The organism is Streptomyces sp. NPDC005496 (assembly GCF_042872045.1).
Taxonomy (GTDB): domain Bacteria; phylum Actinomycetota; class Actinomycetes; order Streptomycetales; family Streptomycetaceae; genus Streptomyces.
This window is the reverse complement of record NZ_JBIAJQ010000005.1, coordinates 286,647-311,436: the sequence shown is the minus strand read 5'-3', so window position 1 is coordinate 311,436 and position 24,790 is coordinate 286,647. Positions and strand designations below refer to the sequence as shown.

Genomic DNA, 24,790 nt, shown 5'->3' with positions numbered 1-24,790 from the left:
GTCCCCACCGAAGGGCCCGGCGCTCCCGCTCACAGGGTGCCGGGCCCTTCCCCGTCCCCGGGCGCGGGCGGCCCGCCCGCCGCCGTGCGGACGGCCCTCCGGAACCGGTGGCGACCGGCCCACCTACGGGCGGTGCGGATAGATACGGGGTAATTTGTCCGGTAATTTCCGTGACGGGTACGGGCGGACAGGGCTCGTACGCACCCGTGCGGTCCGTCGTGCTCACGGGGGTGGTGGAGGGTGGACGAGGCCAGGGCCGTGGGCGTCCGGACCGTCGGTGCCGAGGGGCGGGCGCCCTCACCGGGGCCGCGCGCCACGGCGCCGCCCGAGACCGGCCGCTCCTGGCCCGCCCTCGTCGCGTGCGCCTTCACCCTCGCCCAGCTGCTCCTCGTGGACCCCCGCATGGGCCTCGGCTGGGACGAGGTGGTGTACGTCAGCCAGGTCAGCGCGCACAGCCCGGCGGCGTTCTTCAGCGCGCCGCGTGCCCGCGGGGTGTCCCTGCTGGTGGCGCCGGTCGCCTCCTGGTCGTCGTCCACCGGGCTGCTGCGGACGTATCTGGCGCTGCTGTCGGGGCTCGGCCTGTTCCTGGCGCTGCGGGCCTGGCGCGGACTGTTCCCGCCGCGCACCCTCGCGCTCGCGGGGGCCCTGTTCGCGACGCTGTGGGTGACCCTGTTCTACGGACCCCAGGCCATGCCCAACTACTGGGTCGCCGTCGGCGCGCTGGCGGCGGTCGGCCTGTTCCTGCGGGCCCGCGCGGACCGCCGCGACCGCCGCTTGCTGTGGGGCTTCGGCGTGAGCGTCGCGCTGATGGCGTGGATGCGGCCCACCGACGCCGTGTGGACGGTCCTGCCCCTGCTGGCCGTCGCCGTGCGCGCGCGGCGGTGGGGCCTGCTGGCGGCGCCGGCCGCCGGGCTCGTCGCGGGCGCCGCCGAGTGGGTCGTCGAGGCCTACGCGGGCTTCGGCGGCCTGGGCGAACGCCTGGCCGAGGCCGCCCGCATCCAGGGCGGCCTGGGCTGGAACATCGCCGTCCTGGACCAGCTGCGCAGCATGGACGGACGCGCCCTGTGCCGCCCGTGCGGCGGGCCGCTGCCGAGCACGGCGGTCCTGCTGTGGTGGTTCGCGCTGCCGCTGCTCGCCGCGCTCGGCGCGGCGGTCGCCGTGCGGACCCGGCGCCCGGCACGCACGCTGCTGCCGCTCGCCTGCGCCGTGACCGCCGGCATTCCCTACCTCCTGATGATCGGGTACGCCGCGCCGCGCTTCCTGCTCCCCGTCTACGCCCTGCTCGCGATCCCCGTCGCCGACGCGCTGGCCTTCCTCCTCACCGCCCCGGCCCGGGCCTGGCGCCCGGTGACCGTGACGCTGGTGTCGCTCGGACTCGCCGCTCATCTCGCCGTGCAGTACGCGGTGCTGGAGCGCGCCGTGGACCGTACGACCGCCGCACACCGGGACTGGGCCCGCACGGCCGCCGCGCTGCACCGCATCGGCGTACGGCCGCCCTGCCTGCTCACCGGCGAAGAGGCCATCCCCATCGCCTTCTACGCCGGCTGCTCCTCCGCCAACGTCACCGGCCACAACGCGAACATCACGCGGGAGGGCGTCGAGCGGGCCACGCGGCGGATGCCGGTCGCCGCGCTGTCGGAGCCCGGCGGCCGGCCCCCGCCCTACGCCCGCACCTGGCGGCCGCGGCCCGTCGCCGGGATGTACGCCTTCGTCGCCCCCTGAGCCGCGGCCCCCTGACCGGTGGTCAGGCGGGGTACGCGTGCGTCTGCGTGGCCTTGACCGTCGCCCAGACCGGGGCGCCGGGGTGCAGGCCGAGTTCGGCGGCGGCGACGGTGGTCAGGTCGGCGGCGAGGGGGAGTTCGCCGGTGAGGTCCGCGCGGATCTGGTCGCCGTGGGTCTCCAGGCCGGTGACCCGGCACTGCCACAGGTTCCGGGCGCTGGAGCCGGTCGGGCGGTCGCGGTGGAGCGTCACCGCGGCCGGCGGGAAGGCCACGAAGACGGGACCCGACAGGTTCTCGGTCGTGGTGATCGCCGGGCCCGCGTCCAGGGTCACGGTGTGGCCCTCGGCCCGGCCCCGGTAGAGGTTCAGGCCGACGAGCTGGGCGATGTAGTCCGTGCGCGGATGCCGGGCGATGTCGGATGGGGTGCCCTCCTGGACGACCCGGCCCTGCTCGACGACGACCAGCCGGTCCGCCAGCACCATCGCGTCCAGTGGATCGTGCGTGACGAGGACGGCGACGGCCTCGAAGTCGGCCAGATGGCGCCTGAGTTGGGCGCGTACGTCGAGCCGGGTGCGGGCGTCGAGCGCGGCCAGCGGTTCGTCCAGGAGCAGCAGCCGGGGGCCGGTCGCCAGGGCCCGGGCGAGGGCGACGCGCTGGGCCTGCCCGCCCGAGAGCCGGCGCGGTCTCGCGTCCGCGTGCTCGGCGAGCCCCATCCGCTCCAGCCATCCGGCGGCCCGCTCCCTGGCCGCCGCCTTCGGCAGCCCCTGGCAGCGCGGCCCGAACGCGACGTTGTCCAGGGCGGACAGATGCGGGAAGAGCAGGTAGTCCTGGAAGACGACGCCCACCGGTCGGGACTCCGGCGGTCTCCCGTCCAGGGAGGCCCCGTCCAGGTGGAGGCGGCCGCCCTCGGAGAGCGGTGTGAGCCCGGCGAGCGCCCGCAGCGCGGTGGTCTTTCCGGCCCCGTTCGGCCCGAGCAGCGCGACGACCTCACCTGGCGCGGCACGCAGCTCGACGTCCAGCCGGAAACTCCCGCGCTCCACGAGCAGCCGCGCGTCCAGCCCCTTCGCGGACGGTGTGTGGCCGGTGGGGGCCGGGGTCCCGGGGTGGTCGGCGGTGTCCGTCATGACGGTTCCCTCCGGTGGTGGCGCGGTCGGCCGTGGCTCATGACGCTGTCATCCAGCGGTCCCGCAGCCCGGCCAGCACGGCGATCGACACGACCAGCAGCACCAGGCTCAGCGCGATCGCCGCGGCCGGGTCGTTCTGGAGGGCGAGGTAGACGGCCAGCGGCATGGTCTGCGTACGGCCGGGGAAGTTGCCGGCGAACGTGATCGTCGCGCCGAACTCGCCGAGCGCGCGGGCCCACGCCAGCACGGACCCCGCAGCGATCCCGGGCGCGATCAACGGCAGCGTCACCCGGCGGAACGCGGTGAAGCGGGACGCGCCGAGGGTCGCCGCCGCCTCCTCGTAGCGCGGATCGGCGGCCCGCAGCGTGCCCTCCACGCTGATCACGAGGAACGGCATCGCCACGAACGTCTCCGCGACCACCACCCCCGCCGTCGTGAACGGCAGCGTGATCCCGAAGGCCGAGTCGAGCCACTGCCCGACGACGCCGTTGCGGCCGAGCGCGAGCAGCAGGGCCACACCGCCCACGACCGGGGGCAGGACGAGCGGCAGTGTCACCAGGGCGCGCACGAAACCGCGGCCGGGGAAGTCGGTGCGCGCGAGGAGCCAGGCCAGCGGCACGCCCATCACCAGGCTCGCCGCGGTGGCCGCCGTCGCGGTGACTATCGACAACTGGAGGGCCTGCCAGACCTCCGGACTGGTCAGCTGCTCCGGAAGACTGCGCCACGGAGCCCGGACCAGCAGAGCGACCAGCGGCAGCAGCAGGAAGACCAGGCCGACGAGGGCGGGCAGCAGGAGGGGCAGCGGGGCCCTGCCCCGCGCGCCGGTCCCGGCCCGCCCGCGCCGCCGGCCGGTCACGGCGCGAGGAACCCGGCGGACGTCAGCACCCGCTGCCCGTCGGCGGACCGCACCAGCGCGATGAACGCCTTCGCCACGGCGGTGTCCCGCGCGTCCTTGAGCAGGGCGATCGGGTAGTCGTTGACGGCGTCGGCCGACTCGGGGAACTCCACGCCCTCCACCTTGTCACCCGCCGCCTTCACATCGGTCTTGTAGACCACCGCGGCGTCGGCCTCCTTCAGCTCCACCTTGGTCAGGGCGCTCTTGACGTCCTGCTCGTAGGAGACCGGGGTGAGCTTCACGCCGCTCGCGTCCAGCGCTTTCTGCGCGGCGGCGCCGCACGGCACCGTCCGGTCGCACAGCACGACCTTGAGGCCGGACCTGCCGAGGTCCTTCAGCGAGGAGACCTTGTCGGGGTTGCCCGGCAGGGTGGCGATCTCCAGCTGGTTGCGCACGAAGGTCACCGGGGCGCCGGCCGTGCCCTTCGCGTCCGTCACGATCGCCATCGTCTTGGGGCTGGCGGCGGCGAACACGTCGGCGGGGGCGCCCCCGGTGATACCGGCGGCCAGCGTGTCACTGCCCCCGAAGTTGAAGGTCACCTCCGTACCGGGGTGGGCCTTCTCGAACCGCGCGCCCAGCTTCGTGAAGCTCTCCTTCAGCGAGGCGGCGGCGAATACGGTCACCGTCCCCGAGAGCTTCCCGGACTCCCCCGACCCGGCCGCGGAGTCCGCGTCCGCGTCCGATCCGGAGGAGGAGCAGGCGCTCACGGCCAGCAGTACGGCGGTGCCCGCACCGGCCGCCCGGAGGGTCCGGCGGATACGGCGCGTCCGGCGCGCGGAACGGGTCATCACGAGAGCACTCCTCTGGACGTTCGGACGGGCCTACGCCGATCATACTTCCGCAGATGCGAGCCGAAAGTCTCCTGTCGCATCGCATGAGCCGGTCCAGAAGCCGTAGATGCACGCATGTGCGTTTCTACGGTGTGATGCGGGCGGAGGCGCGCACGCGCCCCGGCCACGGCAAGGGGCAGCGCCGGCCGGTGGGGTACGTCCGCGGGGATCTACGTGCGGTCGATGTGCACGCTGGTGGACTTCACGCGAGCGGTGGCCTCCATGCCGACCTCCAGGCCGAGTTCCTCCACGGCCTCACGGGTGAGCAGGGAGACCAGCCGGTGCGGGCCGGCCTGGATCTCCACCTGGGCGGCGACGTCACCGAGCTTGACGGCGGTGACGATGCCGGGGAAGGCGTTGCGCACGGAGGTGAGCGAGGCGCCTTCCTCCTCGGCACCGCTCTTCGCGAGCTCGACCGAGAACGCCGCCAGGTCCCGGCCGTCGACGAGCCGCCGGCCGCCCTCGTCGCGGTGCGTGGCCACCCGGCCGGCGTCCGCCCACCGTCGCGCGGTGTCCGGGCTCACGCCCAGCAGACGGGCCGCCTGGCCGATGGTGTAGGACTGCATGCGCGCCAACATAGGCGCGAAAACCTGGCACCCGCAAACCTCGGGTGCCGTCCTCCCGGGCACTCCCGTGCTCGGGAGCCCGGCACCGTCAGCCGTTGCGCCGCAGGCCGCCTGACACCGCGCGGACCGCGGGGGACTCACCCCGCGGTCACGCCGAGGCGCCGGGTGCGCTACGGGGCCCGGTCGTCGTAGGGGGCCGGGCCCGGAGCGGGCCGTCCCCGGACGTGCCGGGCAGCCGCTGTGGCCCGGTCCGCCGGTACGCCCCGCCAGGCGTCCTGGGCGCTCGCGTACCGGGGGAAGCGGCCCCGGAGCCCGGCCGCTCCGAGCACCAGGCCCAGGCCCGGCCGGGTGTAGACGACGCGGGTCCAGCCGAGCCGCCTCCGGCAGTCCTCCCACGCGGAGCAAAGGGGCTCCAGGACACTGCCGTCCATGAACGTCACCCTGCGTATGTCGACGATGAGGAACCGGCGCGCGGTGCCCTGGCGCGCTTCCTCCAGACCGCGGACGAGAGCCGGGACCGTCGTCAGGTCCAGCTCCCCGTCGGCGCGGACGACCCGGCACTCGTCGAACAGGTCGGGCTGAACGGCCATCGCCCCAACTCCTCTTTCCTCGTTCCGCCCTCAGGAGGAACCGCGCCTTGCGCAGGGCCTCTGTTGCGCGGGTCGGGACTGCACGGAGAGGGCCGGGGGCTCGGGCTGCCGCCTGGCCAGCGTATGGCTCCGCGCGCCGACCGGCCGTTCCGCTTCGGATCCGGCGCACGGGGGCCCTGGCGTGACCGCGCCCAGCCGGTTTCCCTCCGGGTCGTGGCCGAACTTGTCCGGGGCGCGAGCGGATCTCCGGAGAGGGGGTGGTCGTGGGGCGGGCGAGGGCGCCCGTGCCACCGATCGGGACGGCAGCCGCCCCGGGCCCCGTGTCCGGTCGGGGGACGGTGGTGCGGAGGCCCCCCGGTCGCCGACGTCCCCGTCCCGGACCGGCGGAGTAGGCTGGGGACGCCGAGGACTCGTCGTACGCCGGTGGTCAGGCCGGTCTCGTCCTCTGTTCACGACGACGCCGGGCGTCCATCGCCCGGGGCAGGTTCCGCCCTATGACGGCAGAAGGCGTCCGACGTACGAGTCCCGCTGCCGAGGCGTGTCCGGCGGTGCGGCGCCCCGTCGCGGACCGCGCGCCCGTCCTTGCCGCGCACCGTCCCGCCCCTCGCGGCGCCCGCGCCCCCGTCCCCGACGAGCGGTACGGCGAGCGCGTCAACGACCTTACAAAGTAGGCGTGTTGGCGCTCCCGCAGTAGGCGTGCCGGTGCTCCCGCACCCCCTTCGCCCGCCACGTCCCGCACGGCGAAGGGGCTCATGCGCACCATGACCGGAGGGGCCCGCGCGTCCTGAGGGTCGTCCCCTTCCGCCTCCCGACCCACTGTTTCTCCCGTACCGAACAACGCGACGGACAGCCCGAGACCCCGGCCGGACCACTCGCCCCGAGGCCGAGGAGGCGCGGCCGTCAGCCGGTTCGACCGTTCGTCGCGCTCGTCCGCTCCGCCCCGAAGTCCGCCGTACACGAGCCCTCGGCACGCCGAAGCCGTGCCCCAGACAGGAGCGCCTCCATGGCCACCGCCCTCCAGCCCCTGCCCGCCGAGCCCCTCGTCCGGCTCCGGCTGGCACCGCCCAGCACCTCGCCGCGTCCCATCGACGGGGCGTGGTGGCCGCGCTCGCGCGACCTCCTGGTCGAACTGCCCTTACTGCTCGGCGGGCTGCCGGCCGCATGGGGCCAGATCACCGGCGTCACCGTCAACACCGCGATGTGGCCGGCGGGGCCCGGCCGGATGCTCGTCGCCAACCACGTCGTACGGCTCCGCCGGTCCGCGGGTTCGTACGGCAGGCACACCGTCTGCCTGCTCAGCCCCGGACACGGCCGCTGGGACCTGCTGGTCGTGCCGCCGGAGGCCGACGCGGCGGCGGCCGTACCGCTGATGGCGGCCGCGGCGGGTGAGGCACCCTGAGGCGACCGCCGACGTCTCCGGGGACGCGACCGCCGGTGGTGCCGGGACGGTTGGTCAGCGCGGGGGTCTGCGGATCCACACCTCCTGGGCCCACGCACCCGGCCCCGTACCGGCCTCGGAGCCGGGACTCGTGCGGGGGCCTGCTCCGGGCGGGTTGCGAGGGCCCAGTCCACCGAGTCTCGTCCAGCCCCAGGAGTGCAGGGCCCTCGCCGCCACGTTCGCGTGGCCGTTCGCGTCGGGCCGGTTCACCGATGCGACGACCAGGTCGCTCCCCAGCCGGGCCAGCAGCCGCTCGGCCATCCGGGTCGCCACCCCCTGGCGCCGGTGACCCGGCAGCACCATCAGCTCGGCCAGCAGGAACGTCCGCCCGGAGGCGGTGAGTTCCTCGACGTCCGGCGGCAGCTCGCCCCGGAAGTCCGACCACCAGTCGCCGGTGCGCGCGACCCGGAATCCGTAGACGCAGCCGGCCAGGCCGTGCGCGTCGGCGACCACCATGTCGAAGTCGGGCTGCTGGACGTGCTGTTCGAACCGGCGCAGATAGCTCTGGCGGTCGCGGTACTCGGCACCGGCGACACCGCGGTACGCCGTCACGTGCACGTCCGCGACGGCGTCCCGTTGCTGCTCGGCCTGCCACCGGGACAGTCTGCGCAGGTACACCTCGGCCATACGGACCTCCCCCGCCGCGGGACGGACACCCCCGGACTCGGCATCGTGACAGGGCCGGCCCACGCGGTAAACCGGGCGTCGGGATCCGGGGTGGCCGTCGCGGTTCCGCGCGGCGGCCGGACTCCGTCCCTGAGGCCGGGGGAGAGGTCGGTGGCCGGAGGGGGCGGACCGCGCGGCGGGGAGGGGCGTGACGCGCGCTGTCCGCGTCGAGGTCGCCGTCGGGCGCGTGCGGGCGCGGGCCCCCGGTCCGGATCGTGCGTGGCGATCCGGTGCCGCCGTCGCCGGTGCCGCCGCCGGGGGCGCCGTCGGCGGACGGCCGATGTGCCGGAAACCCCGGTGACCGCACGGTAGTCCGGCCCGGGCACCGACAATCCCGGCCGCCCGGCTCGCTCGGGGGCCGGTCCCTCGGGGTCCCGGAGCGGTTCGCCCGGTCGGGGGCCGCCGACCGGGACGTGGCGCCCCCGCGCGGTCGGCCGGTCTCACTCCAGGGTCAGCAGGGCCGGTCCCGGTGCTGCCGGGGCGTGTGAACTCGCCGTTGCTGTAGGGAAGTTACCGGCCCTCCCGGTTGGCGTCCCGTCCGTCGTCCGGAGGGGCGGAGACCGGCGGGGCGGCGCCGTCGCCGGGACCCCGGCCGGTACCCCGTGGGCCGGACGGGACCCGGCTCTCGGGGCGCCGGCCCGGCAGCGGGCGGCCGTAGGAGTGCGCGGCGATCCGGCCGGCGTGCAGGGAGTTGAGCCGCCGGATCACGAAGGCCGCCACGGCGGTGAGGACCATGTACGCGGTGAGGGTCAGGACGACCTCCACGACCGTCACGTCCCCGCGACGAGGGGAGCGGGCGGACCGGGGGCGACCACGGGCACGGCAACCGCGCCCGCGACCGCGTCATCCTCCGGCACCGGCGTCGACTCGTCCCGTACGGGCGCGGACGGCGCCGGTGTGGACTCGTCCCGAGCCGACGCGGATGGCACCGGCGTGGACTCGTCCCCAGCCGACGCCGACGGCACCGGCGGGGCCTCGTCCCGTACCGGCGTCGTCTCTGTGTCTGTCCCGGGCGCATCGGCACCGTGCCGGGACTCCTCCGCTGCGATCAGCGCGCTCGCGGTCAGCGGGGCGGCGCCGGGATCGGACGCGGCGGCCATGAGGCGCTCGGCCGCGGCGGTCCCGGTGCCGGGCGGGACGACGAGCAGGTCCCAGCGACCGACGGAGTACGACAGCAGCAGGACCTTGTGCGGATCCAGCTCCTGCGTGAACCAGCCGACCTTCACCACGTGCCCGCGACCCGCCACGTGGCGGGGGACGGCATCCCAGTGGGCTGGGTTGACGGCGACGCGCGTGACGCGGCCCCACAGCGGTTCGAGGGCATCGACCAGCCCGGGCAGCTCCCGCGCGAGGTCGCGCGAGCGCGGCCACCAGGCACCGTCCAGGAGGCCGCCGGACGCGGTGGGGCCCTTGAGCGCGAGGCGGGGAGCGATGTCGTCCTGCTGCTTCTGCCGCGGCAGCTCGCGGTCTTCGTAGGTGGCGGACATGGTGCCGACCCGTCTCCGGGACGGCCTGTGGACGGCCCGGTGTCACCTTTTCTCACCGAGAACGATCCCGGCGTGGCAGCCGGTATGCGAAATGCCCTCGGTATCTCAAAGCTACTCCGCGGAGCGGACGGGCGCGTCGTCCTGGAGGACCGTCTTTCCCGCCGTGACCGTTGACGACGGCGATGTCAGCCCCGCCGGCGCCGCGTCCCGGCCGGAACATCGTGGGCCGGACATGCGGGCCCGACGCGGCGCGCGCGTCGCCGTCAGCGCAGCGTGCGTCGCTCGGTGTGCCCGGAGAGCCGGGCGCCGGCCAGGACGAGGGCGACGGCGCCCGCCCGGTCACAGCCGTAGGAGTCGCTCCGTGATCTCCCGGTACTGCCGCAGCGCGTGCCGGAACTCCTCCGCCTGCGCCTGGGCGTCCTGGTCCTGCCAGCCCGCCCGGAGGCTGCGGCGCCGTTCCGCGAGGGCCTTCGCCAGTTCCGCGGTGACGTCGTCGAGGGCGCTCTCGGCCGACTCCAGGGCCTCACGAGGGGTGTCGGCGAAGTCGAGGAGGGCCTGCCGCAGACGCTGGGAGACCCGGTCCCGTTCCTCGGCGGGGAGCAGCGGCTCCGGCCCCGGTACCCGGCGTGCGCCGGCTCCGGAACCCTTGTCCGGGGGCTGCTGGGCGCGTGCCTGGTCGTACATCATCGTGTCGTCACTTTCCTGTGCGTCGCGCCGACCGGGTGCCGGCCGTGCCCTCGTGCGGATCAGGCCGAGCCCGCGGGCCCTGTTACGCGCCCAGGACCCCGACATCCGGACGGGGGTCCTCGACGCTCCCCGCCCGCCCGGTCGGCCCGCACCGTCCCGCCAGTCAACGCCCGGCGACGGCCGCTGTCAACGAACTCCTGGCGACGGAGAGTTGCGGGCCGGTCACCTGCCCGGGAGGCGAGTCGTGGCCCCGGAGGCACGTCCGGCCGTTCTCGGCGGCCGCCCTCCGCGCCCTTCCCGCCGTCAGGGGCGGGCCGGGAGCCAGCCCCGCTGCACGGCACGGACCCCGGCCTCGAACCGGCTGCGCGCGTTGAGCCGGTCCATCAGTTCGGACGCGATCCGCCGTGCCGTACGAGGGGAGACCCCGAGGCGTTTGGCGATCGCCTCGTCGGTGTGGCCCTCGGCCAGCAGCCGCAGGGCGGTCGCCTGCTGGCCGGTGAGCCCGTTCCGGTCGACGGGGACGACCTCGCCGAGCGGCCGGGCGGACTCCCAGGTGGTCTCGAAGAGCGCGCACAGCGCGGTGAGCGTGCCGTGTCCGGTCAGGAGGACCGCGCCCGCGGCCGTGTCGTCGCTGCTGACCGACATCATGGCGATCCGCCGGTCCATGAGGATCATCCGGGTCGGCAGGGACGGCACCGTACGGACCTGACCGCCCAGGCCGGCCAGCCAGTCGGCGTGCTCGACGGTCGGCCGGCTGGTGCGGACGCTGTCCAGGTAGACCGTGCGCATACGCACCCCGCGGCGCAGCAGGTCCTCGTTGAGCGGCCGGGACGCGGCCATGTTCTCCGCGGTCTGCGGCCCGCCGGGGGCGAAGGTCAGGAACTCCTCGGTGACCTCACGGGTGAGCACGGCCAGCCGGTCGCGTATCTGGTCGAGCCCGACGAGCTGTTCCACTCCGGGATGGCTGGTCGCGGGGCGGAGCTCCGCGTACTCGGAGATCAGCTGGGCGGCGGCCGCCCGCGAGGCTTCGAGACGGTGCTGGTGCGCTGCGAGCTGCGCCTGCTGCCGGGCCATCAGGACCTCCATCCCGATGTCGGGCGACACGGCGCGCAGACGGCCCGCGTCCCCGGCGGCGGGGCGCACCAGGGCCAGCTCGCTCAGGGTGTCGAGGGCGTCCCGCACCTCCTCCTCCGACAGCTCCACGACCGCGGTCAGCGCGGTGACGCCGGCCGCCGGGTGTCTGAGCATCGCGCGGTACACGGTCTCCGCGACGGAGTCGAGGCCAAGTGCGGTCGTCATGTGATCCCCCAGATCCCTGCGTGGAACATCCCCTGCCCGTCGGGGATCTTCGCAGAGAGTGGGTGAATCGTCACAGAGGGAGGGACGGAACAGGCCCAGGCCGCAACCGTCCAGCCCGCGAAACTCCCGCGCCAGCGCCCGCGTTGAGACGCTGGAGCCCATGTATCTGGTCCACGCGCAGCTGGAGTTGTCCGACGCCGCGCAACTCCCGCCCGGCATACGGGCATCGGTGCGACGCGCGATCGATCCCGCGGACCGTGTCGAGCACGTCGCCGTGCATCCGCGCCCGCCTCGGGGGCTCATCCTCGGCCTCTATCTGCTGGCGGGCGCCCTGGAGGAGGCGGAGGAGCGGGCCGTCCTGGTCTGCGAACGGCTGCTGCGCGCGATGCCCGAGCTGGCCGGGGCCCGGCTGACCGGCGCGGGGGTGCCGGTCCTCCCGCTGGCGTTCGTACCGCAGCCGGTGGACTGAGGACTGAGGGGGGGTCGGGGAGCCGTATCAGGACGGGTACGGGGCGGGCGCCGGATGGCCGATGACCGTCCGGGGCGGTCGGCGGACACGAGTCCGGGACGGTTGACGGCCGACGGATACGGCTTCGGGGGCCGGGCGCCGGATACGGGCGGTCGGTGGACGCGGGTCCGGGGCGGTCGCCGGATACGAGCCCCGGGGTGGCGGACGCGAATCGAGGGCCGGATGTCCGGGGGACGGCGCCGTGGACGGAAACGGCCTGCGTGGACGCATCAGTCCAAGGCCCTTTCCGTCCATCCGTGAACCCTTTCCGCGGGCCTGAGCTGCGACGAACCTATGGGGGACCGGCCAGGCCGACCGCCACCGCGGAGCGCGACGCCAGCCGGACACCACCGCTCACCCCGGAAGGAACGGAACCCGTCATGCTGCGTACTCGCATCGCCCAGGCCGCCGCGGTCGCCACTCTGGCCGTCGCCGCGTCTCTTGCCGCCCCGGCCCTCGCGTCCGTGGCCGGAACGGACACGGCTCCGGCCTCCTCCGTCCTCGCGGACGCCGGTTGGCAGGTCACCCCGCAGGACGCGGGCTGGCAGACCGCCCCGGCTGACGCCGGCTGGCAGTAGGCGAGCGGCCGGCCGTCGGCGCGTACGCACCGGCCGCCGGGACCGACACCGACGGGGCCACGGTCACCGGCCCCACCCACAGGCGCAGTCCGCCCCTTTCGGCACGCCGACACGCCTGCGAGCAGCACGCCTCCTCATACGTCCGTACGACCACAACCGCCCCAGGGGGAACGGGACATGATGAACATCCGCACGACCGGCCGCAGAGCCGCGGGCATGCTGGCCGCCGGAGCCCTCGGCGTCGGGATGCTCACGGCGACCGCCGGTACGGCCGACGCGGCCACCACCTGCTCGGGCGGCGTCAGCATCTACGGCGTACTCGACGACGGCAGGCTGACGTACAGCCAGATCAACCCGGCCACCGGCGACCTCGCGAAGGTGCTCGTGGGACCGGACCTCGGCTTCGAGCCGAAGGCGATGGCGACTCTGAACTTCAACACGGTGCTGGTCACTTCGACCTCCGGCGCCCTGTACCGCGTCGACGTCAGGACCAACAACCTGAGCCTCGACCTGATGAGCGCGCCGGTGCGGATCGCCGACAGCGGCTGGACCCACGACAAGCTCACCTACGACGGTCACGGCCATCTCTACGGCACCACGGCCGCCGGCCTGCTCCTCCGCTACAACGTGACCGAGGACAAGCCCGCCGGCTCCCAGCACATCGGCGTACGCACCGAGGTCGGCACGGGGTTCGTTCTGAAGACCCTCACCGCGACGGGCGACGACCGGCTCGGCGCCACCACCGAGGACGGGCGGCTGCTCGACTACTCGATCGCGGGTGCGGGTTCCTGGAAGAGCAACGCGCTGAAGCCGTCGGGCTGGTCCGGTTTCAACCAGCTCGTCTCGCCCGGCGGGGGCCTGTACTACGGCCGCCTGTCCACCGGCGCCATGTACTGGTACAAGGACGCCAACCCGATCGACGGATCCGGTACGGACATCTCGTACCACCTCGACGACCCGGTCAACACCAGTGGCTGGACGCAGAAACTGCTGTCCGCGCAGCCCGCCACGTACAACTGCACCACCACCACGACCACGGTCGACCGCGACGACATCGCCGCCGTCAAGGCCGCCGGCCGGCAGATGATGAACAACAAGGACGCCTCGTGGGCCACCTCGGCCCAGTGGTCCTGCCTGGAGACGCTCTGGGACCACGAGAGCAACTGGCGTTGGAACGCGACCAATCCGTCCTCGGGCGCCTACGGCATCCCGCAGGCGCTGCCCGCCACCAAGATGGATGTGGCCGGTGACGACTGGCGGGAGAACCCGCTCACCCAGATCAAGTGGGGTCTCAGCTACATCGACGGCCGCTACGGCTCCCCGTGCGGAGCGTGGAACTTCTGGCAGGCCAACCACTGGTACTAGAAACGCTGTTGGCCCCAGGTCGTGTCCGCCCCCCTCGGTGGTGGCGGGCACGACCTGGGGCCGTCGCCGCAACGCGAGGAGGTGGCGCCCCCGGCCGGGGACGCCACCTCTTCGCGTGTCCGCTCAGTCCACCGGGGAGATGAAGCCCGCGATGTCACCGGCGTTGAGCGGGTTGTTGTTGGTCTTCCAGTTGTACGTGGTCTTCTTCACCATGTCGCTCTCGTTGCCGCCGACGGTGGTGACGTAGTCGCCGCTGACCGCGACCACCAGGTTCACGTGGTTGGCGTCCCCGCCGCCGTGGTAGCCGTAGACGACGGCGTCGCCGACCTTCGGGGTGCTGTGCAGGGTGCCGTTGTTCTGGCCGTAGGTGTAGAGGCTGCCGGCCTCCGGGGTGACCCCCGTCGTCTTCACGCCGACGTTCGCCCACACGTAGCGGACGAACTCCGCGCACCAGGCGCCGTTGTAGTGGAAGTCGAAGTCGTAGAAGTCCTTGCCGACCTGGGCGTTGGCCACCTTGGCGATCTTCTCGCCGGTGGTGGCGGTGGGCGCCGGGGGCACGTAGGCGCAGTTGTTCGCGTAGGCCGACAGCAGGGTCTGCGTCCAACCGGAGGCGTCCACCGGGTCGTTGGGGTGGTAGGCGATGTCGGAGCCGTCGCCGTCCGTCGGGTCGACGTCGTGGTACCAGTACATGCCGCCGCTCGTACGGCCGTAGTACAGGCCCCCGCCGGGGGAGGTGAGCGAGTCGACCGCGGACCAGCCGTCGCTCTTGAGCGTGGCGCGGGTCCAGTCGTTCACGCCGTCGATCTTGTAGCTGTACAGCTGGCCGCCGGAGGTGGAGGCGATGATGCGGTCGTCGCCGGCCGCGGCGAGCGTCTTGAGGACGAAGCCGGTGTCGATGACCACGTGCTGGCCTATGTGCGCGGACCCCGAGGGCTTGGGCTGGGACACGAGGTACTGGTGGAGCTGGCCGTCGACCGTGCCGTAGAGGTGGCCGGCGCCGTCGTACACCATCTTGTCGAAGGTCCAGCCGCCGTCCCAGATCTTGGTGACGGCGGCCAGGGTCAGCGAGGTGTTGTTCGTCTGGACGTCGACCCGGTAGAGGTCGCCGGTGGTCGAAGTGACCAGAACCGTATTGAAGTTGAGGGTCGCCATCGCCTTCGGCGTGAAACCGAGGTCCGGACCGGTCAGCGTCTTCACCCGGTCGCCGGTGTTCGGCTCGATCTGCGTGTACGTCAGCCGGCCGTCCGAGAGCGTGCCGTAGATCGACACGTCACCCGTGCACGAGGCGGCGGCCTGCGCGACCTGGCCGGTGACGGTGACCAGCCCGAGGGACATCGCACCGACCGCGAGGGCGGCGGAGGCACGGCGGACGGCGTTGCTCAGCTTCATGTTCTCTCCTGCGGCATGGAAGTCGAGCGGGCAGGCCACGTCCCTGACCCGGACAGCTGCCCTGCAGGTGCAGCTGTGAGGGCCGTGACGGGTGTGGCGCCCGGTGGCAGAAGCCACTTTCGCCGCAGGTCACGGCAGGGGGAAGGCGATCCGCGTGGACGCAAGAGTCCCTGGCCGGTTGCGTCCTGAGGCCGTCTAGAGGGGCACGAGGACGCCCGTGGGCACGGGGGCGCAGGCGGGATGGCTGAAGCCGGGTGCGCGGGGGTGGGAGGGGGCGCGCGGGGGCGCGGGAGAGCCCGGGGGCGGCATGGGGGGAGAGAGACGGCCGGCTGTCCGTCCGGGCCGAGAGCTATGGGCTACGGGCTGCCCGGCCGAGGGCTACGGGCTGCCCGGCATGGGGCGGGACAGTGGGCGCGGGTCCGGCGTGGCCCTGACGGGTCCGGCAGGCGTGTGTGGGGGGTGTCCACGCGAGCCGTGGGCGAGGGCGCCGCGTGTCACCGGCGGGGCGCGGCTGCGCGCCCGGTCCGGCCGGGACCCCGACCGCGGCGGTTCGGGCTGCTATGCCTGACGTGGAGGCCGCAGAGACCACGACACCCCCAGGTTCACGACCTGGGGGTGTCTCTGGCACCGGGCCGGGGGTCGGCCCCGGCCGCGGACTGGATGATCAGTGCCCATGGGGCGCGCCCGTACCCGGACCGGATGCGTACGCATCGTCGGACAGGACGGACTCGTCCTCCCCGAAGTCGGGCGGAGCCTGGAAGGGATTCGTCACCGGGGTGGGCGACGCCGCGGCGGAACCGCGAGGTGCTCCCTCCGGAGCGGAGAAAAGCGAGTTCAGGTCGACGGTAGGTCTCCCATTCGGACAGGGGCAAGCAGGAGGCCGGCGTGCCCGGTACGGGCACGGGGCGGTCCTACAGCTTGCTCATCTTGGAGTACGGGCTCATGATCCGCTTCTGCACGGAGCCGAAGTCGACGAGCACCGCGATGCCGTCCTCGATGCCGATCACCTGGCCGAGGCCGTACATGTCGTGCGTGACCCGGTCGCCCACGGCGAACTCGCTCACAGGCGGCGTGACCGGGACCTTGAAGGGGCTGGTAGGCAGATAGCGCTTCGGTGCGGCTGGCTTAGTCATTGACTCCAGTATGCGCCTGCCCGAATCCGGCCGCTGCGGCCTTCGCGTCCGATACCCGCCAAAGACCCGGACCGAGGGCAGCACTTCGCAAGATCGAACAGGGCTCGCCGGGACCGGACGGGGCTACGGAATGCCCGCCAGGCGCCGCCGCGGGCAGCCGGTGACCTGCGCGTGCGAGGTGCGCGGACCTGCCTGACGGGACCCCCGGCAGGCTCCCATCCGGACGTGTTACGCAGGTCACGGGCGGTCTCCGCGGGTTCCAGGCGATCGCTGCGAACGGACGGGACGTACGGCCTGGCCCCCGCTCCGGGCTACGACGCCCTGACCTGCGGCACCGCGTTGATCACGCCGGCCTGGCACGGCCAAGCCGGCCAGCCCTCGACTCCGGTGTCCAGAAATCCGTCCCGGCCGACACCTCACGAGCCGGGATCGCCGGCCCGCAGCCCCCACAGCCCAGCTCCGCCGCTCCCCCCCCCGGACAGTCGGAGCGGCGTAGGACGGGGCTCCCACCGCATACCTCCGACAAGGGGCCTGTTTGGATCAGCGCATGACAGCAGTGGACTCACCGGACGAGACGCGCCAGACGCGGGCTGAGCTGGCGGTCTGGTTCGGCGGGGCGTCCACGGGGTGCTGGCTCGTCTGCCCGTTCTGGATCCTGGTCGCCTTCGTGGCCCTCCCCCTGGCACTGGTGGGCCTGGTGCGGGCGGGCATCGAATACCGCGCGTCGAAAACGGGCGCGACGAGCAGGCGGCGAGCGGTGGTGGGCGGCGCCCTGTCGCTCCTGGGCGCGACGGCGGCGATCGCCTACATCACCTTCCTGGCAACCCACCCGAACCTCCCGGTCCAGGGCCTGGGCCCGAACTGAGGGGTCTGCGTACTCCTGCGCGGAGGGCGAGAACGGCGAAGGGCCGTCAGCACCGGAACCGTACGGTGTCGCCCTCGACGTGGATGAGGAAGTCACCGATCTGCTCGGTGCCGGGCGAACGGAACCAGGGCCAACCGGTAGTCCGGCGTCGGGCGTTGGCGCAGGTCACCACGTGTCATGGCCGAACTGGGCCGCTGCTAGTATCCGGCCACCCGGACGATGGTTCGGACATCGACGTCTTGTCGTGCGGCCCTGCCCCGCCATCCGTCGTACGAGTCCCCCGCTTTCCTTGCTCTCCTGGCTTTCATCTCCCTCAACTCCCGTCTCCTGTGGAGGAACCGAGTGGGCAGACGTGCCCTCATACGCGGTGGTCTCGCCGCCGCCACCTCACTCACGCTGGCCATGGGCCTCGGACCGCTGGTCCTCGACGCGCACGCGGACGGACCCGCCGAGGTGATCATCCCGGCGGAGACCTCGCTGCGGCCCCAGACCGTCCTGTTCAGCGCGGGACCTTCGGGGTTCCTGCGCTATGAACCCGGGCGCGGACACCTTTGGACCACGTACACCGGTAAGGACACGGTGGTGGACCCCTCGGCTGCCGAGGTCTGGGGCATACCGGAGTTCGGCGCCGGTTCGGACGTCGTCGCCCGTTACGACGACGACGCGCGGACCGTGACACTGCGGGACATGGCGGCCGGGGGGACGGCCACGACGATCCCGCTCCCGAGCCGGCACACCTACCAGGGGACGCTCGGACGGACCGTCGTGACGACCGCTTGGGCGGGGACGGGCGACGACCTGACGTGGCATCTCTTCGACGTCCGGGCCGACGGTACGGTGCGCGACCGCACCGTGGCGGGCGTCCCGGCCGGCATCACCTCGGTGACCGGCGGCGACTCACCGGTGGCGGACGCCCACGGCATGGTGGTCCTGTACAAGGCCGACGGGACGTTCCGGCGCGGCTGGCTCGACGCCGACCAGGGCCGGCTGGTGGAGCTGCTTCACGACCCGACGGGCAACGGGAGCGGGACCGTGATCCTCACCGCCACCCATCTGCTGTCGTGGAATGGCACCACCGTCTCCGTCTATTCCCGCGACGACCTGAACGCCGTCGTCCGTACCGTGCCCCTGGCGAACGACGGGCCGACGCACCTGCTGGGCATGGTCGGCGACACGCTCCTGGTCTCCCGCTACGACTCCTCGCTGGGCGCCATGGACGGCGCCCTGCCCGTCTGGCGCGTCGACGCGCTCGCCACCGACGGGTCGACGACGGGGACCGTACTGGCTCGCTCGCGCAGCGTCTCCCCCGCCGTCCCCACCCCCGACGGCGGCCTCCTGATACCCGGCAGCGGGTCCGCCACCGCTGACTGGGGAGTGAACCTCGTCCGCGCCGGCGCCGACGGCACTCCCGAGGTCGAGAAGGTGGCCGCCGCCGAACTGGAGCCCGTGGCCGACCCCGTGCAGGAGCTCACCCTGGCCGGCGGGCGGCTGACCGTGACGGAACACGACTGGGACCGGGGCCGTACGTACATGTACGGCCGGACGATCGACGTGACCGGTGGCACCCTGGCGGCCGGCTCGCGCACAGCCCAGGGCGTCACCGACGACAACCCCCACCTCGTCGGCACCGGGGACGGCCGCACGGTGGTCTGGAACCCGTGGGTGTCGGGCGGCGACCGTGTGCCCCGGTCCGTGGGACCGACGGGCTCGCTGCCCGGCACACCCGTCGACGCCGAGCACGACTACGTCCGCGTGTGGGACGCCGGCGGCCGACACGTCGCGATGGCCGCCGAGTACACCGACGAGACGGCGCCGCAGACGCGCGTGATCGACCTCGACACGGGCGACACGGTGCTGGCCCTGCCGGAGCAGGGTACGGCGATATGGGGCACCACCATGTGGGTGCGGGACGGCAACGACAGTGCGGTGCCGGTCGACGTCCGCACGGGCAGGCGCGGCGAATCCGTGTGGTTCGGGCGAGGGTGCCTGCTGGAGGACCTGCAGGCGGCCGGGCGCTGGCTGCTGTGGTCCTGCGTGGGGTCGGCGGAGAGCCAGGGCGTCTACGACACCGTCGCCAAGACCAAGCTGACCCTCACCGAAGGGGCCTGGGAGACCGCGAAGCTCGGTGACGGGTTCGTCGTCACCGGCGTCGGCGACCGGTTCGAGGTCACCGACGTCCGCAGCGGCACACCCGTCACGCACTCGGCGGGGGCCTTCCAGTCGGGGCAGCCCTGGGACGTCGACCCGTACACCGGTCTGATCGCGTACGTGGACGCCAGGGGTGACACCCATGTCGTGTCCAGCGGCGTCCCCGTCTCGGCGCTCTCCCCGCTCGACGCGGCCGTCGCGGGCACGGCCGACGTGAAGGGCGGTGCCGCGAGCTGGAACCCCAAGTGGTGGCTGTCGAAGGCGGCCTCCTCCTGGCAGCTCGTCATCAGGAACAAGGCCACCGGTGGCACCGTGCGCCTGCTCACCGGCCGTGCGGCACAAGGCGTGATCCCGGCGTCGTGGAACGGGAAGGACGGCGCGGGCAAGCTGGTCGGCAACGGTGCCTACACCTGGACGCTGACCGCCGCCCCGGCCGACGGACAGGGCGCGGCCCTGACGCAGACCGGCACCGTGAAGATCACAGGCGCGACGCCGGTCCGGCGGGACTTCGCGACCTCGGACGGCTTCGGTGAGCTGCTCACCCTCAACAGCTCGGGCGGACTGACGTACCAGTACGGCACCGGCACCGGCACCCTCACCGGCAAGAAGACGGGTTCCGCATGGCCGACGAACGCGAAGTTCGTTCCGTACGGCGACGTGAACGGCGACCGGTGCAACGACGTGCTCGTGCGCTACGCCGGCGGCACGCTGCGCGCCTACCACCCCGCTTGCGGGGCGGCGGTGACCCCGTCGACCGCGTACACCTCGCTCGGCACGGGCTGGGAGCAGTACGACGTGCTGACCTCGCCGGGGGACGTCAGCGGTGACGGCCGGGCGGACCTGATCGCCCGTCAGTCATCGACCGGGGACGTCTACCTCTACAAGGCGACGAGCACGGGGAAGCTCTCGGCCCGGGTGAAGATCGCGTCCAAATGGACGGGTTACAAGAAGATCCTCGGCGCCGGTGACCTGAACGGCGACGGCCACGGCGACCTGCTGGCGCAGGACAAGTCGAATGACCTGTGGCGGTACGACGGCACGGGGGCGGGCACCTTCAAGAGCCGGGTCAAGGTGTTCGACGACTGGGGCTCGTCGTACAACGTGGTCGTGGGCGCGGGCGACCTGACCGGCGACGGCAAGGCCGACTTCGTGGCGCGCGACACCGCGGGCAACCTGTGGCGCTCCAACGGCACCGGCAAGGGCACCTTCGGCAGCCGTACGAAGATCGCCACGGGCTGGCAGGGGTACAAGGGCGTGTTCTGAGCCGGAGATCGTCTCGTCGGACACCGAGCCCCTGGGGTCGGTGCCCGACGAGACGACATCACTCCGGCGACTGACGGCGGACAGCAAAAGGCCCCGGTCGGCGACCTGGGCCTTGCTCATGGAGCGGGTGACAAAGACAGACGATCACTCGTACCGAAGTCCGGGAACCGTCGCCTGGGACACCTACGCGGCGCCGGTCTCCGGGTCCTGGTCCGCAGGACGGGGCTTCCGTGCCAGGCTCAGGAGGCCGACGCCGAGCATCGCGACGGCGCATCCGTACTGTGGGTCCGCCCACAGGCCGGTCAGGAAGCCGACGCACACCGCGAGCGCGGCCGCCGCCCACCACCGAGGCCGGGCCAGCTTCCCGAGGTTCAGGATGGACACGGGGACGCGCCCCGCGACCAGCGCCCAGACGGCCAGAGCCACCACCCCGCCCGCACAGACGGTCAGGACGACCTTCATGACGAACACTGACTTCCCCCCCACTTCCGGCGACCGCGCAACGATAGCGGTGCCTAGTGCCGGAGGTCGTGGCTCGACGACCGTCGGCTCTCGCCGGTCACGGCTTCAACTGGTGCGCGGTCGCAAGGGGCCCAGGATGCCGGCGGCCTCGGTGCGGACACCGGCGTCTCTGCGCCGACGACGGGCGCCGCGTTCAGTGTTCGCGGAGGCCGCATTCAGCCGCGTACAGGGTTGATCCCGGGATGATCCCAAGCGGGGTTCGAGTCAGTTGAATGCACGCGGCGCCGGTCGAGTCGGCCGTCAGCGCTTCGATGCGTACCGTCATTGCAGGCTGCACGAAGGGCGGCACGTGCAGTTCGGCCTCAGCGGGCGGCGGGAGGGGAGTGCCTTCGAGGACGCCGATGGCCGTGAGAGTGCCGTCGGTTTGAGGCTCCGTCTCCTCGATGGTCAGTCGCCAGTGAAGGTCCGCTTCGGCGAGGAGTTGCCTTCCGTAGCGTCCGTGGGCGAGAAGGACGGCGTGACTGCAGCGCATACGTCGCGCTATGGCGCAGCAGAGCGGGACATCGGTGCCGTAGACGGTGTCCACCCGATTCCGGTCGGCGGGCGGCAGGGCGCACAGTGCGTCAAACAGGAGGCCCAGCGCTGCGTCTTTGATGCGTGGCCGTTGGCCGTGCTCGACGAGATCGAGCAGGATCGGGGTGGCCGCGTAGGCGGCCGGGAACACCATGCCGGCGTGGTCACACACGAAGCCGCCACCGGCGAGAAGGGATGCCGCGTCACCCGTCTCGTTGGCGGTGGTGGACACCGTCAGCCGCCGCAGTGCGTGGGCTACGCGCTCTGGATCGTCGCACTGGTGGCCCGTCGGGTTGGGTATCGCGGACCAGTTCACGGCGTCGACGGCGTCGAGGGACACACTCGCATTCTGCCGGAGCCCGCTACGGGCAGGGTAGGCACAGCGCGGATGACCAGTGCCCCACACCCGGGACCCCGACTGTCTTCGCCAAGGACGCCGAGGGCACCTAGCAGCTCTTCCCCGACCCGCGCCCGGTCACGACGGCCGTGCGCGGCCCCTCTTCACGGAACTAGTCCGGCACCGGGGCGGGGCCCGTGAGGTCGGCCCGGCCGGTCCTCGGCAACGGGACGCAGGTGGGCGCATACATCAATCCGGTACATGGACTAGTGTTGGTACATGTCCATGAAGCGCACGAACGTATACGCGGACCCCGAGGACCTGGCGATCATCAAGGAGGCTGCCAAGCGCCGGGGTATAAGCGAGGCCGAGATCATCCGCCAGGGCATCCACCTCGCAGCCATGGCGAACCGGGTCTGGGACGAGCCGCTGTTCTCGCGCACCTTCGAGGGGCCGGGGCGCACGTTGCCCAAGTCGGAAGTCCGCGACACGGTCGCCGATGCCATCCGGCGTGAGACCGGCTCGGGCTCCGGATCCGCCGCGTGATCATTGTCGTCGCCGATACGTCCGGCCTCCTGGCAGCGCTGGATTCGGCTCACCCGGAACACCGGGCGGCGAACGAGGCCATCATGGCGGCGGGCTTGCTGGTCGTGTCCCCGCTCCTGCTGGCCGAACTGGATCACGTGGCGACGCGCGAGCTCGGCAGGGAGGCTGCCATCAGCGCGGTCGACGACCTGCGGCGCTGGGTGAGCCGGGGCCGTGTCGTCCTGCCGGAGATCACGGAGGACCACTTGGGCGCCGCCCAGTCCGTCCGTGTCCGCTACGGTGCGCTGGACCTCGACCTCGCCGACGCGGTGAACGTGGCGCTTGCCGCCGACTACGACACGGACGCGATTCTCACCCTCGACCGACGAGACTTCCGGGCCGTACGCCCGTTGGGCCACTACAAGGCGTTCCGGGTGCTCCCCGACGACCTCCCGCTCTGACGCAGGACCCTCGACGGTCAAGTGCCCGCTCCCACAAGCGGCTTGGGCCCCGCCGCGCAGCAACGGCACCCCGATTGAAACAAGCCCCAGGCCGCTGGCCTGGGGCTTCAAAAGAGCGGGTGACGAGAATCGAACTCGCGCTCTCAGCTTGGGAAGCTGAGGGCATTTAAGGCTTGCTCTCGGCCTGACCTGCGACGGAGGCAAACAGGCGCACGGTAGACCGTCGATCGGTTACCCGCTATTCCCCGTGGTTCCCCGCTCGATCTGGCACGGGTCTGGCACGACCTCTTCGTCCCGAACTCTCGGCAGGTAGTCCCCGGAAGGGTCTTGGGTGCTCAATCAGCCGCGGATGGCTCTTGAGGTACAGCCTTGGTCTTTGAGGTTGCTGTACTTCCGTGCTGTACAGCAGTACGCGTAGGTGGTGCTCTGTTGCGTCAGGTTGCTGAAGGCTCGTCGGCGATGAGGTCCAGAAGCTGGTCGGGGGTGAGAGCGGCGAGCTCGACGGAGCGGTCTGCGCATACGAGCCGTGCCGCCACCTGCTGCGCCCTGAGGTCTTGGGCGCGTTCGATGAGTTCGCTGGCGCGGCGCCGTTTGCGGATGCGGTCGGCGATGTCCGCGACCGCGAGCATGGCAGATGGGATGGACACGACCAGGGACGTCACCGCGACGGGATCGACGCCCTTGGTGTCCGGATCGTTCGCCGGTTCCGTAGTCGGAGCTGGTTCGGGTTGGTAGCCCCAGCTCGAGGTCAACGCGGCGAAGCTCTTCTCGGCAGTTTCGGCGTTCGCTCCGAAAAACTCGATGATCATGTTTCCTCGTTTTCGTCGTCAGTGACTTTCAGTAGCTCATCAAGCTGGTCAACAGCGTCTGCGAAGCCAGCCTTGGCGGCAGCGGCTCGACTCGTCTGAAACATCTCTCGGGCCCGTCCGCGTTCACCTGCGGCCAGCAGAATTTGCCCCAAGTACTTCCCGACGACCGCGATGCCATCCGGCCGCTGAAGCTGCAAAAGGAGCTGAAATGAGGTGATCAGCCTCGGCGCCGCCGCGTCGAGATCCTGGCGACTCAGATCGATTTGCGCAAGGGCCCAGTTGGCCGCCGCGATGCCGTCCATATCACCGAGCTGCTCATTGACTTCCAAGCGCTTGAGCTGCAGTTCGAAAGCCTCATCGACCTCGCCCCGCTGCTGGAGGATGTCGGCGATCTTTGACCAGGTGACCGCGACCGAGCTGGTGTCACCGATTCGCTCGAACGTCGGCAGGGCGATCTCGCGGCGGATCCGCAGCGCCTCGTCGACCTCGCCCCGCTGCTGGAGGATGTCGGCGATCTTTGACCAGGTGACCGCGACCGAGCTGGTGTCACCGATTCGCTCGAACGTCGGCAGGGCGATCTCGCGGCGGATCCGCAGCGCCTCGTCGACCTCGCCCCGCTGCTGGAGGATGTCGGCGATCTTTGACCAGGTGACCGCGACCGAGCTGGTTTCACTGATCCGCTCGAACGTCGGCAGGGCGATCTCGCGATGGATCCGCGATGCCTCGTCGACCTCGCCCCGCTGCTGGAGGATGTCGGCGATCTTTCCGCAGGTGACCGCGACCTCGCGGGTGTCGCCGATCCGCTCGAACGTCGGCAGGGCGATCTCGCGGTGGATCCGCAGCGCCTCCTCGACCTCACCCCGCCGCTCGACGATATCGGCGATCTTTGACCAGGTGATCGCGACCGAGCTGGTGTCGCCGATCCGCTCGAACGTCGGCAGGGCGATCTCGCGGTGGATCCGCAGCGCCTCCTCGACCTCACCCCGCCGCTGGAGGATGTCGGCGATCTTTGACCAGGTGATCGCGACCTCGCGGGTGTCACCGATCCGCTCGAACGCCGGCAGGGCGTAC

25 protein-coding genes are annotated in these 24,790 nt (G+C 72.3%); 9 read left to right on the top strand and 16 right to left on the bottom strand.

From position 1 onward, the window contains the following. Positions 1–402: 402 nt before the first annotated feature. Positions 403–1,722: a hypothetical protein gene (locus ACFYQQ_RS17465; RefSeq protein ID WP_356238161.1), complete on the top strand. Its 1,320-nt coding sequence runs from the start codon at positions 403–405 to the stop codon at positions 1,720–1,722. A gap of 22 nt (positions 1,723–1,744) precedes the next feature. Here the strand turns inward: ACFYQQ_RS17465 and ACFYQQ_RS17460 are convergent, their stop codons facing one another. The 5 genes from ACFYQQ_RS17460 to ACFYQQ_RS17440 form a co-directional block, all read right to left on the bottom strand. Then, a complete protein-coding gene (locus ACFYQQ_RS17460; protein WP_355792791.1) occupies positions 1,745–2,845 on the bottom strand; it encodes an ABC transporter ATP-binding protein in 1,101 nt (366 codons plus the stop codon). A 37-nt stretch (positions 2,846–2,882) separates the two neighbouring features. Then, positions 2,883–3,701: an ABC transporter permease gene (locus ACFYQQ_RS17455; protein ID WP_355792788.1), complete on the bottom strand. Its 819-nt coding sequence runs from the start codon at positions 3,699–3,701 to the stop codon at positions 2,883–2,885. Beyond that, positions 3,698–4,528, bottom strand: a complete 831-nt coding sequence (gene modA / locus ACFYQQ_RS17450) for a molybdate ABC transporter substrate-binding protein (protein ID WP_355792785.1) — start codon at positions 4,526–4,528, stop codon at positions 3,698–3,700. Before modA ends, ACFYQQ_RS17455 begins: the two co-directional genes overlap by 4 nt. A gap of 212 nt (positions 4,529–4,740) precedes the next feature. Continuing rightward, positions 4,741–5,136 (bottom strand): helix-turn-helix transcriptional regulator, encoded by a 396-nt coding sequence (locus ACFYQQ_RS17445; RefSeq protein ID WP_356163749.1) that lies wholly within the window; start codon positions 5,134–5,136, stop codon positions 4,741–4,743. 170 nt (positions 5,137–5,306) lie between these two features. Next, positions 5,307–5,726, bottom strand: coding sequence for an STAS domain-containing protein (locus ACFYQQ_RS17440; protein ID WP_356163750.1), 420 nt, complete (start codon positions 5,724–5,726; stop codon positions 5,307–5,309). A 1,003-nt stretch (positions 5,727–6,729) separates the two neighbouring features. Here ACFYQQ_RS17440 and ACFYQQ_RS17435 point away from each other — a divergent pair. Next, positions 6,730–7,125, top strand: coding sequence for a DUF5994 family protein (locus tag ACFYQQ_RS17435; protein WP_355788614.1), 396 nt, complete (start codon positions 6,730–6,732; stop codon positions 7,123–7,125). Positions 7,126–7,179: 54 nt separating this feature from the next. Here the strand turns inward: ACFYQQ_RS17435 and ACFYQQ_RS17430 are convergent, their stop codons facing one another. The 5 genes from ACFYQQ_RS17430 to ACFYQQ_RS17410 form a co-directional block, all read right to left on the bottom strand. Beyond that, entirely contained in the window at positions 7,180–7,791 is a 612-nt protein-coding gene (locus ACFYQQ_RS17430) for a GNAT family N-acetyltransferase (protein ID WP_355788617.1), read from the bottom strand. A gap of 549 nt (positions 7,792–8,340) precedes the next feature. Continuing rightward, entirely contained in the window at positions 8,341–8,604 is a 264-nt protein-coding gene (locus tag ACFYQQ_RS17425) for a hypothetical protein (protein ID WP_355788620.1), read from the bottom strand. Then, the gene (locus ACFYQQ_RS17420) at positions 8,601–9,317 is read right to left on the bottom strand and encodes a DUF5994 family protein (RefSeq protein WP_388904821.1); all 717 of its coding nucleotides are present in this window, start codon (positions 9,315–9,317) and stop codon (positions 8,601–8,603) included. The genes ACFYQQ_RS17425 and ACFYQQ_RS17420 overlap by 4 nt, the downstream gene beginning before the upstream one ends. 339 nt (positions 9,318–9,656) lie before the next feature. After that, positions 9,657–10,004 (bottom strand): hypothetical protein, encoded by a 348-nt coding sequence (locus tag ACFYQQ_RS17415; protein WP_355788623.1) that lies wholly within the window; start codon positions 10,002–10,004, stop codon positions 9,657–9,659. A gap of 303 nt (positions 10,005–10,307) precedes the next feature. Continuing rightward, a complete protein-coding gene (locus tag ACFYQQ_RS17410) occupies positions 10,308–11,303 on the bottom strand; it encodes a helix-turn-helix transcriptional regulator (protein ID WP_356163752.1) in 996 nt (331 codons plus the stop codon). Positions 11,304–11,463: 160 nt separating this feature from the next. Between ACFYQQ_RS17410 and ACFYQQ_RS17405 the strand changes: the two genes are divergently transcribed. The 3 genes from ACFYQQ_RS17405 to ACFYQQ_RS17395 all read left to right on the top strand — a co-directional run bounded on the left by ACFYQQ_RS17405 (position 11,464) and on the right by ACFYQQ_RS17395 (position 13,754). Then, positions 11,464–11,772, top strand: coding sequence for a hypothetical protein (locus ACFYQQ_RS17405; RefSeq protein WP_355793856.1), 309 nt, complete (start codon positions 11,464–11,466; stop codon positions 11,770–11,772). A gap of 419 nt (positions 11,773–12,191) precedes the next feature. Beyond that, on the top strand, positions 12,192–12,389 hold the full coding sequence (locus tag ACFYQQ_RS17400) for a hypothetical protein (protein ID WP_355793857.1): 198 nt from the start codon (positions 12,192–12,194) through the stop codon (positions 12,387–12,389). Between the two features lie 177 nt (positions 12,390–12,566). Next, entirely contained in the window at positions 12,567–13,754 is a 1,188-nt protein-coding gene (locus tag ACFYQQ_RS17395) for a tachylectin-related carbohydrate-binding protein (protein WP_355793858.1), read from the top strand. A 123-nt stretch (positions 13,755–13,877) separates the two neighbouring features. Here the strand turns inward: ACFYQQ_RS17395 and ACFYQQ_RS17390 are convergent, their stop codons facing one another. Both ACFYQQ_RS17390 and ACFYQQ_RS17385 read right to left on the bottom strand, forming a co-directional pair. After that, positions 13,878–15,143 (bottom strand): tachylectin-related carbohydrate-binding protein, encoded by a 1,266-nt coding sequence (locus tag ACFYQQ_RS17390; protein WP_355791105.1) that lies wholly within the window; start codon positions 15,141–15,143, stop codon positions 13,878–13,880. Positions 15,144–16,054: 911 nt separating this feature from the next. Next, entirely contained in the window at positions 16,055–16,276 is a 222-nt protein-coding gene (locus ACFYQQ_RS17385) for a hypothetical protein (protein WP_355793919.1), read from the bottom strand. Positions 16,277–16,823: 547 nt separating this feature from the next. Between ACFYQQ_RS17385 and ACFYQQ_RS17380 the strand changes: the two genes are divergently transcribed. Both ACFYQQ_RS17380 and ACFYQQ_RS17375 read left to right on the top strand, forming a co-directional pair. Continuing rightward, complete coding sequence (locus ACFYQQ_RS17380; protein WP_355793920.1) at positions 16,824–17,141, top strand: hypothetical protein; 318 nt, start codon at positions 16,824–16,826, stop codon at positions 17,139–17,141. Positions 17,142–17,483: 342 nt separating this feature from the next. After that, positions 17,484–20,552 carry an FG-GAP-like repeat-containing protein gene (locus tag ACFYQQ_RS17375; RefSeq protein ID WP_388904820.1) on the top strand — a complete coding sequence of 1,023 codons (3,069 nt, stop codon included), beginning with the start codon at positions 17,484–17,486 and terminating at the stop codon, positions 20,550–20,552. 183 nt (positions 20,553–20,735) lie between these two features. On the opposite strand, the gene ACFYQQ_RS17370 is transcribed toward ACFYQQ_RS17375, so the two are convergent. After that, positions 20,736–21,014, bottom strand: coding sequence for a hypothetical protein (locus ACFYQQ_RS17370; protein ID WP_355780891.1), 279 nt, complete (start codon positions 21,012–21,014; stop codon positions 20,736–20,738). 193 nt (positions 21,015–21,207) lie between these two features. After that, positions 21,208–21,927 (bottom strand): hypothetical protein, encoded by a 720-nt coding sequence (locus tag ACFYQQ_RS17365; RefSeq protein WP_355780894.1) that lies wholly within the window; start codon positions 21,925–21,927, stop codon positions 21,208–21,210. A gap of 276 nt (positions 21,928–22,203) precedes the next feature. Here ACFYQQ_RS17365 and ACFYQQ_RS17360 point away from each other — a divergent pair, with 276 nt between their 5' ends. Together ACFYQQ_RS17360 and ACFYQQ_RS17355 are read left to right on the top strand one after the other, a co-directional pair. Then, positions 22,204–22,470: a CopG family transcriptional regulator gene (locus ACFYQQ_RS17360; protein ID WP_355780896.1), complete on the top strand. Its 267-nt coding sequence runs from the start codon at positions 22,204–22,206 to the stop codon at positions 22,468–22,470. Beyond that, complete coding sequence (locus ACFYQQ_RS17355; RefSeq protein ID WP_355780899.1) at positions 22,467–22,910, top strand: PIN domain-containing protein; 444 nt, start codon at positions 22,467–22,469, stop codon at positions 22,908–22,910. Before ACFYQQ_RS17360 ends, ACFYQQ_RS17355 begins: the two co-directional genes overlap by 4 nt. 434 nt (positions 22,911–23,344) lie before the next feature. Here ACFYQQ_RS17355 and ACFYQQ_RS17350 read toward each other — a convergent pair whose 3' ends face one another. Together ACFYQQ_RS17350 and ACFYQQ_RS17345 are read right to left on the bottom strand one after the other, a co-directional pair. After that, the gene (locus ACFYQQ_RS17350) at positions 23,345–23,719 is read right to left on the bottom strand and encodes a hypothetical protein (protein WP_355780903.1); all 375 of its coding nucleotides are present in this window, start codon (positions 23,717–23,719) and stop codon (positions 23,345–23,347) included. Continuing rightward, on the bottom strand, positions 23,716–24,790 hold a 1,075-nt coding region (locus ACFYQQ_RS17345; RefSeq protein WP_388904819.1), incomplete at its 5' end, for a tetratricopeptide repeat protein. The genes ACFYQQ_RS17345 and ACFYQQ_RS17350, both read right to left, overlap by 4 nt.

Excerpts from the sequence above, each read along its gene's own strand:
- ACFYQQ_RS17380 (WP_355793920.1), top strand. The coding sequence starts at position 16,824 with ATGACAGCAGTGGACTCACCGGACGAGACGCGCCAGACGCGGGCTGAG.
- ACFYQQ_RS17445 (WP_356163749.1), bottom strand. The coding sequence starts at position 5,136 with ATGCAGTCCTACACCATCGGCCAGGCGGCCCGTCTGCTGGGCGTGAGC.
- ACFYQQ_RS17400 (WP_355793857.1), top strand. The coding sequence starts at position 12,192 with ATGCTGCGTACTCGCATCGCCCAGGCCGCCGCGGTCGCCACTCTGGCC.
- ACFYQQ_RS17350 (WP_355780903.1), bottom strand. The coding sequence starts at position 23,719 with ATGATCATCGAGTTTTTCGGAGCGAACGCCGAAACTGCCGAGAAGAGC.
- ACFYQQ_RS17435 (WP_355788614.1), top strand. The coding sequence starts at position 6,730 with ATGGCCACCGCCCTCCAGCCCCTGCCCGCCGAGCCCCTCGTCCGGCTC.
- ACFYQQ_RS17385 (WP_355793919.1), bottom strand. The coding sequence starts at position 16,276 with ATGACTAAGCCAGCCGCACCGAAGCGCTATCTGCCTACCAGCCCCTTC.
- ACFYQQ_RS17415 (WP_355788623.1), bottom strand. The coding sequence starts at position 10,004 with ATGATGTACGACCAGGCACGCGCCCAGCAGCCCCCGGACAAGGGTTCC.
- ACFYQQ_RS17395 (WP_355793858.1), top strand. The coding sequence starts at position 12,567 with ATGATGAACATCCGCACGACCGGCCGCAGAGCCGCGGGCATGCTGGCC.
- modA (WP_355792785.1), bottom strand. The coding sequence starts at position 4,528 with ATGACCCGTTCCGCGCGCCGGACGCGCCGTATCCGCCGGACCCTCCGG.
- ACFYQQ_RS17370 (WP_355780891.1), bottom strand. The coding sequence starts at position 21,014 with ATGAAGGTCGTCCTGACCGTCTGTGCGGGCGGGGTGGTGGCTCTGGCC.
- ACFYQQ_RS17405 (WP_355793856.1), top strand. The coding sequence starts at position 11,464 with ATGTATCTGGTCCACGCGCAGCTGGAGTTGTCCGACGCCGCGCAACTC.
- ACFYQQ_RS17430 (WP_355788617.1), bottom strand. The coding sequence starts at position 7,791 with ATGGCCGAGGTGTACCTGCGCAGACTGTCCCGGTGGCAGGCCGAGCAG.
- ACFYQQ_RS17420 (WP_388904821.1), bottom strand. The coding sequence starts at position 9,317 with ATGTCCGCCACCTACGAAGACCGCGAGCTGCCGCGGCAGAAGCAGCAG.
- ACFYQQ_RS17465 (WP_356238161.1), top strand. The coding sequence starts at position 403 with ATGGGCCTCGGCTGGGACGAGGTGGTGTACGTCAGCCAGGTCAGCGCG.
- ACFYQQ_RS17460 (WP_355792791.1), bottom strand. The coding sequence starts at position 2,845 with ATGACGGACACCGCCGACCACCCCGGGACCCCGGCCCCCACCGGCCAC.
- ACFYQQ_RS17390 (WP_355791105.1), bottom strand. The coding sequence starts at position 15,143 with ATGAAGCTGAGCAACGCCGTCCGCCGTGCCTCCGCCGCCCTCGCGGTC.
- ACFYQQ_RS17410 (WP_356163752.1), bottom strand. The coding sequence starts at position 11,303 with ATGACGACCGCACTTGGCCTCGACTCCGTCGCGGAGACCGTGTACCGC.
- ACFYQQ_RS17360 (WP_355780896.1), top strand. The coding sequence starts at position 22,204 with ATGTCCATGAAGCGCACGAACGTATACGCGGACCCCGAGGACCTGGCG.
- ACFYQQ_RS17440 (WP_356163750.1), bottom strand. The coding sequence starts at position 5,726 with ATGGCCGTTCAGCCCGACCTGTTCGACGAGTGCCGGGTCGTCCGCGCC.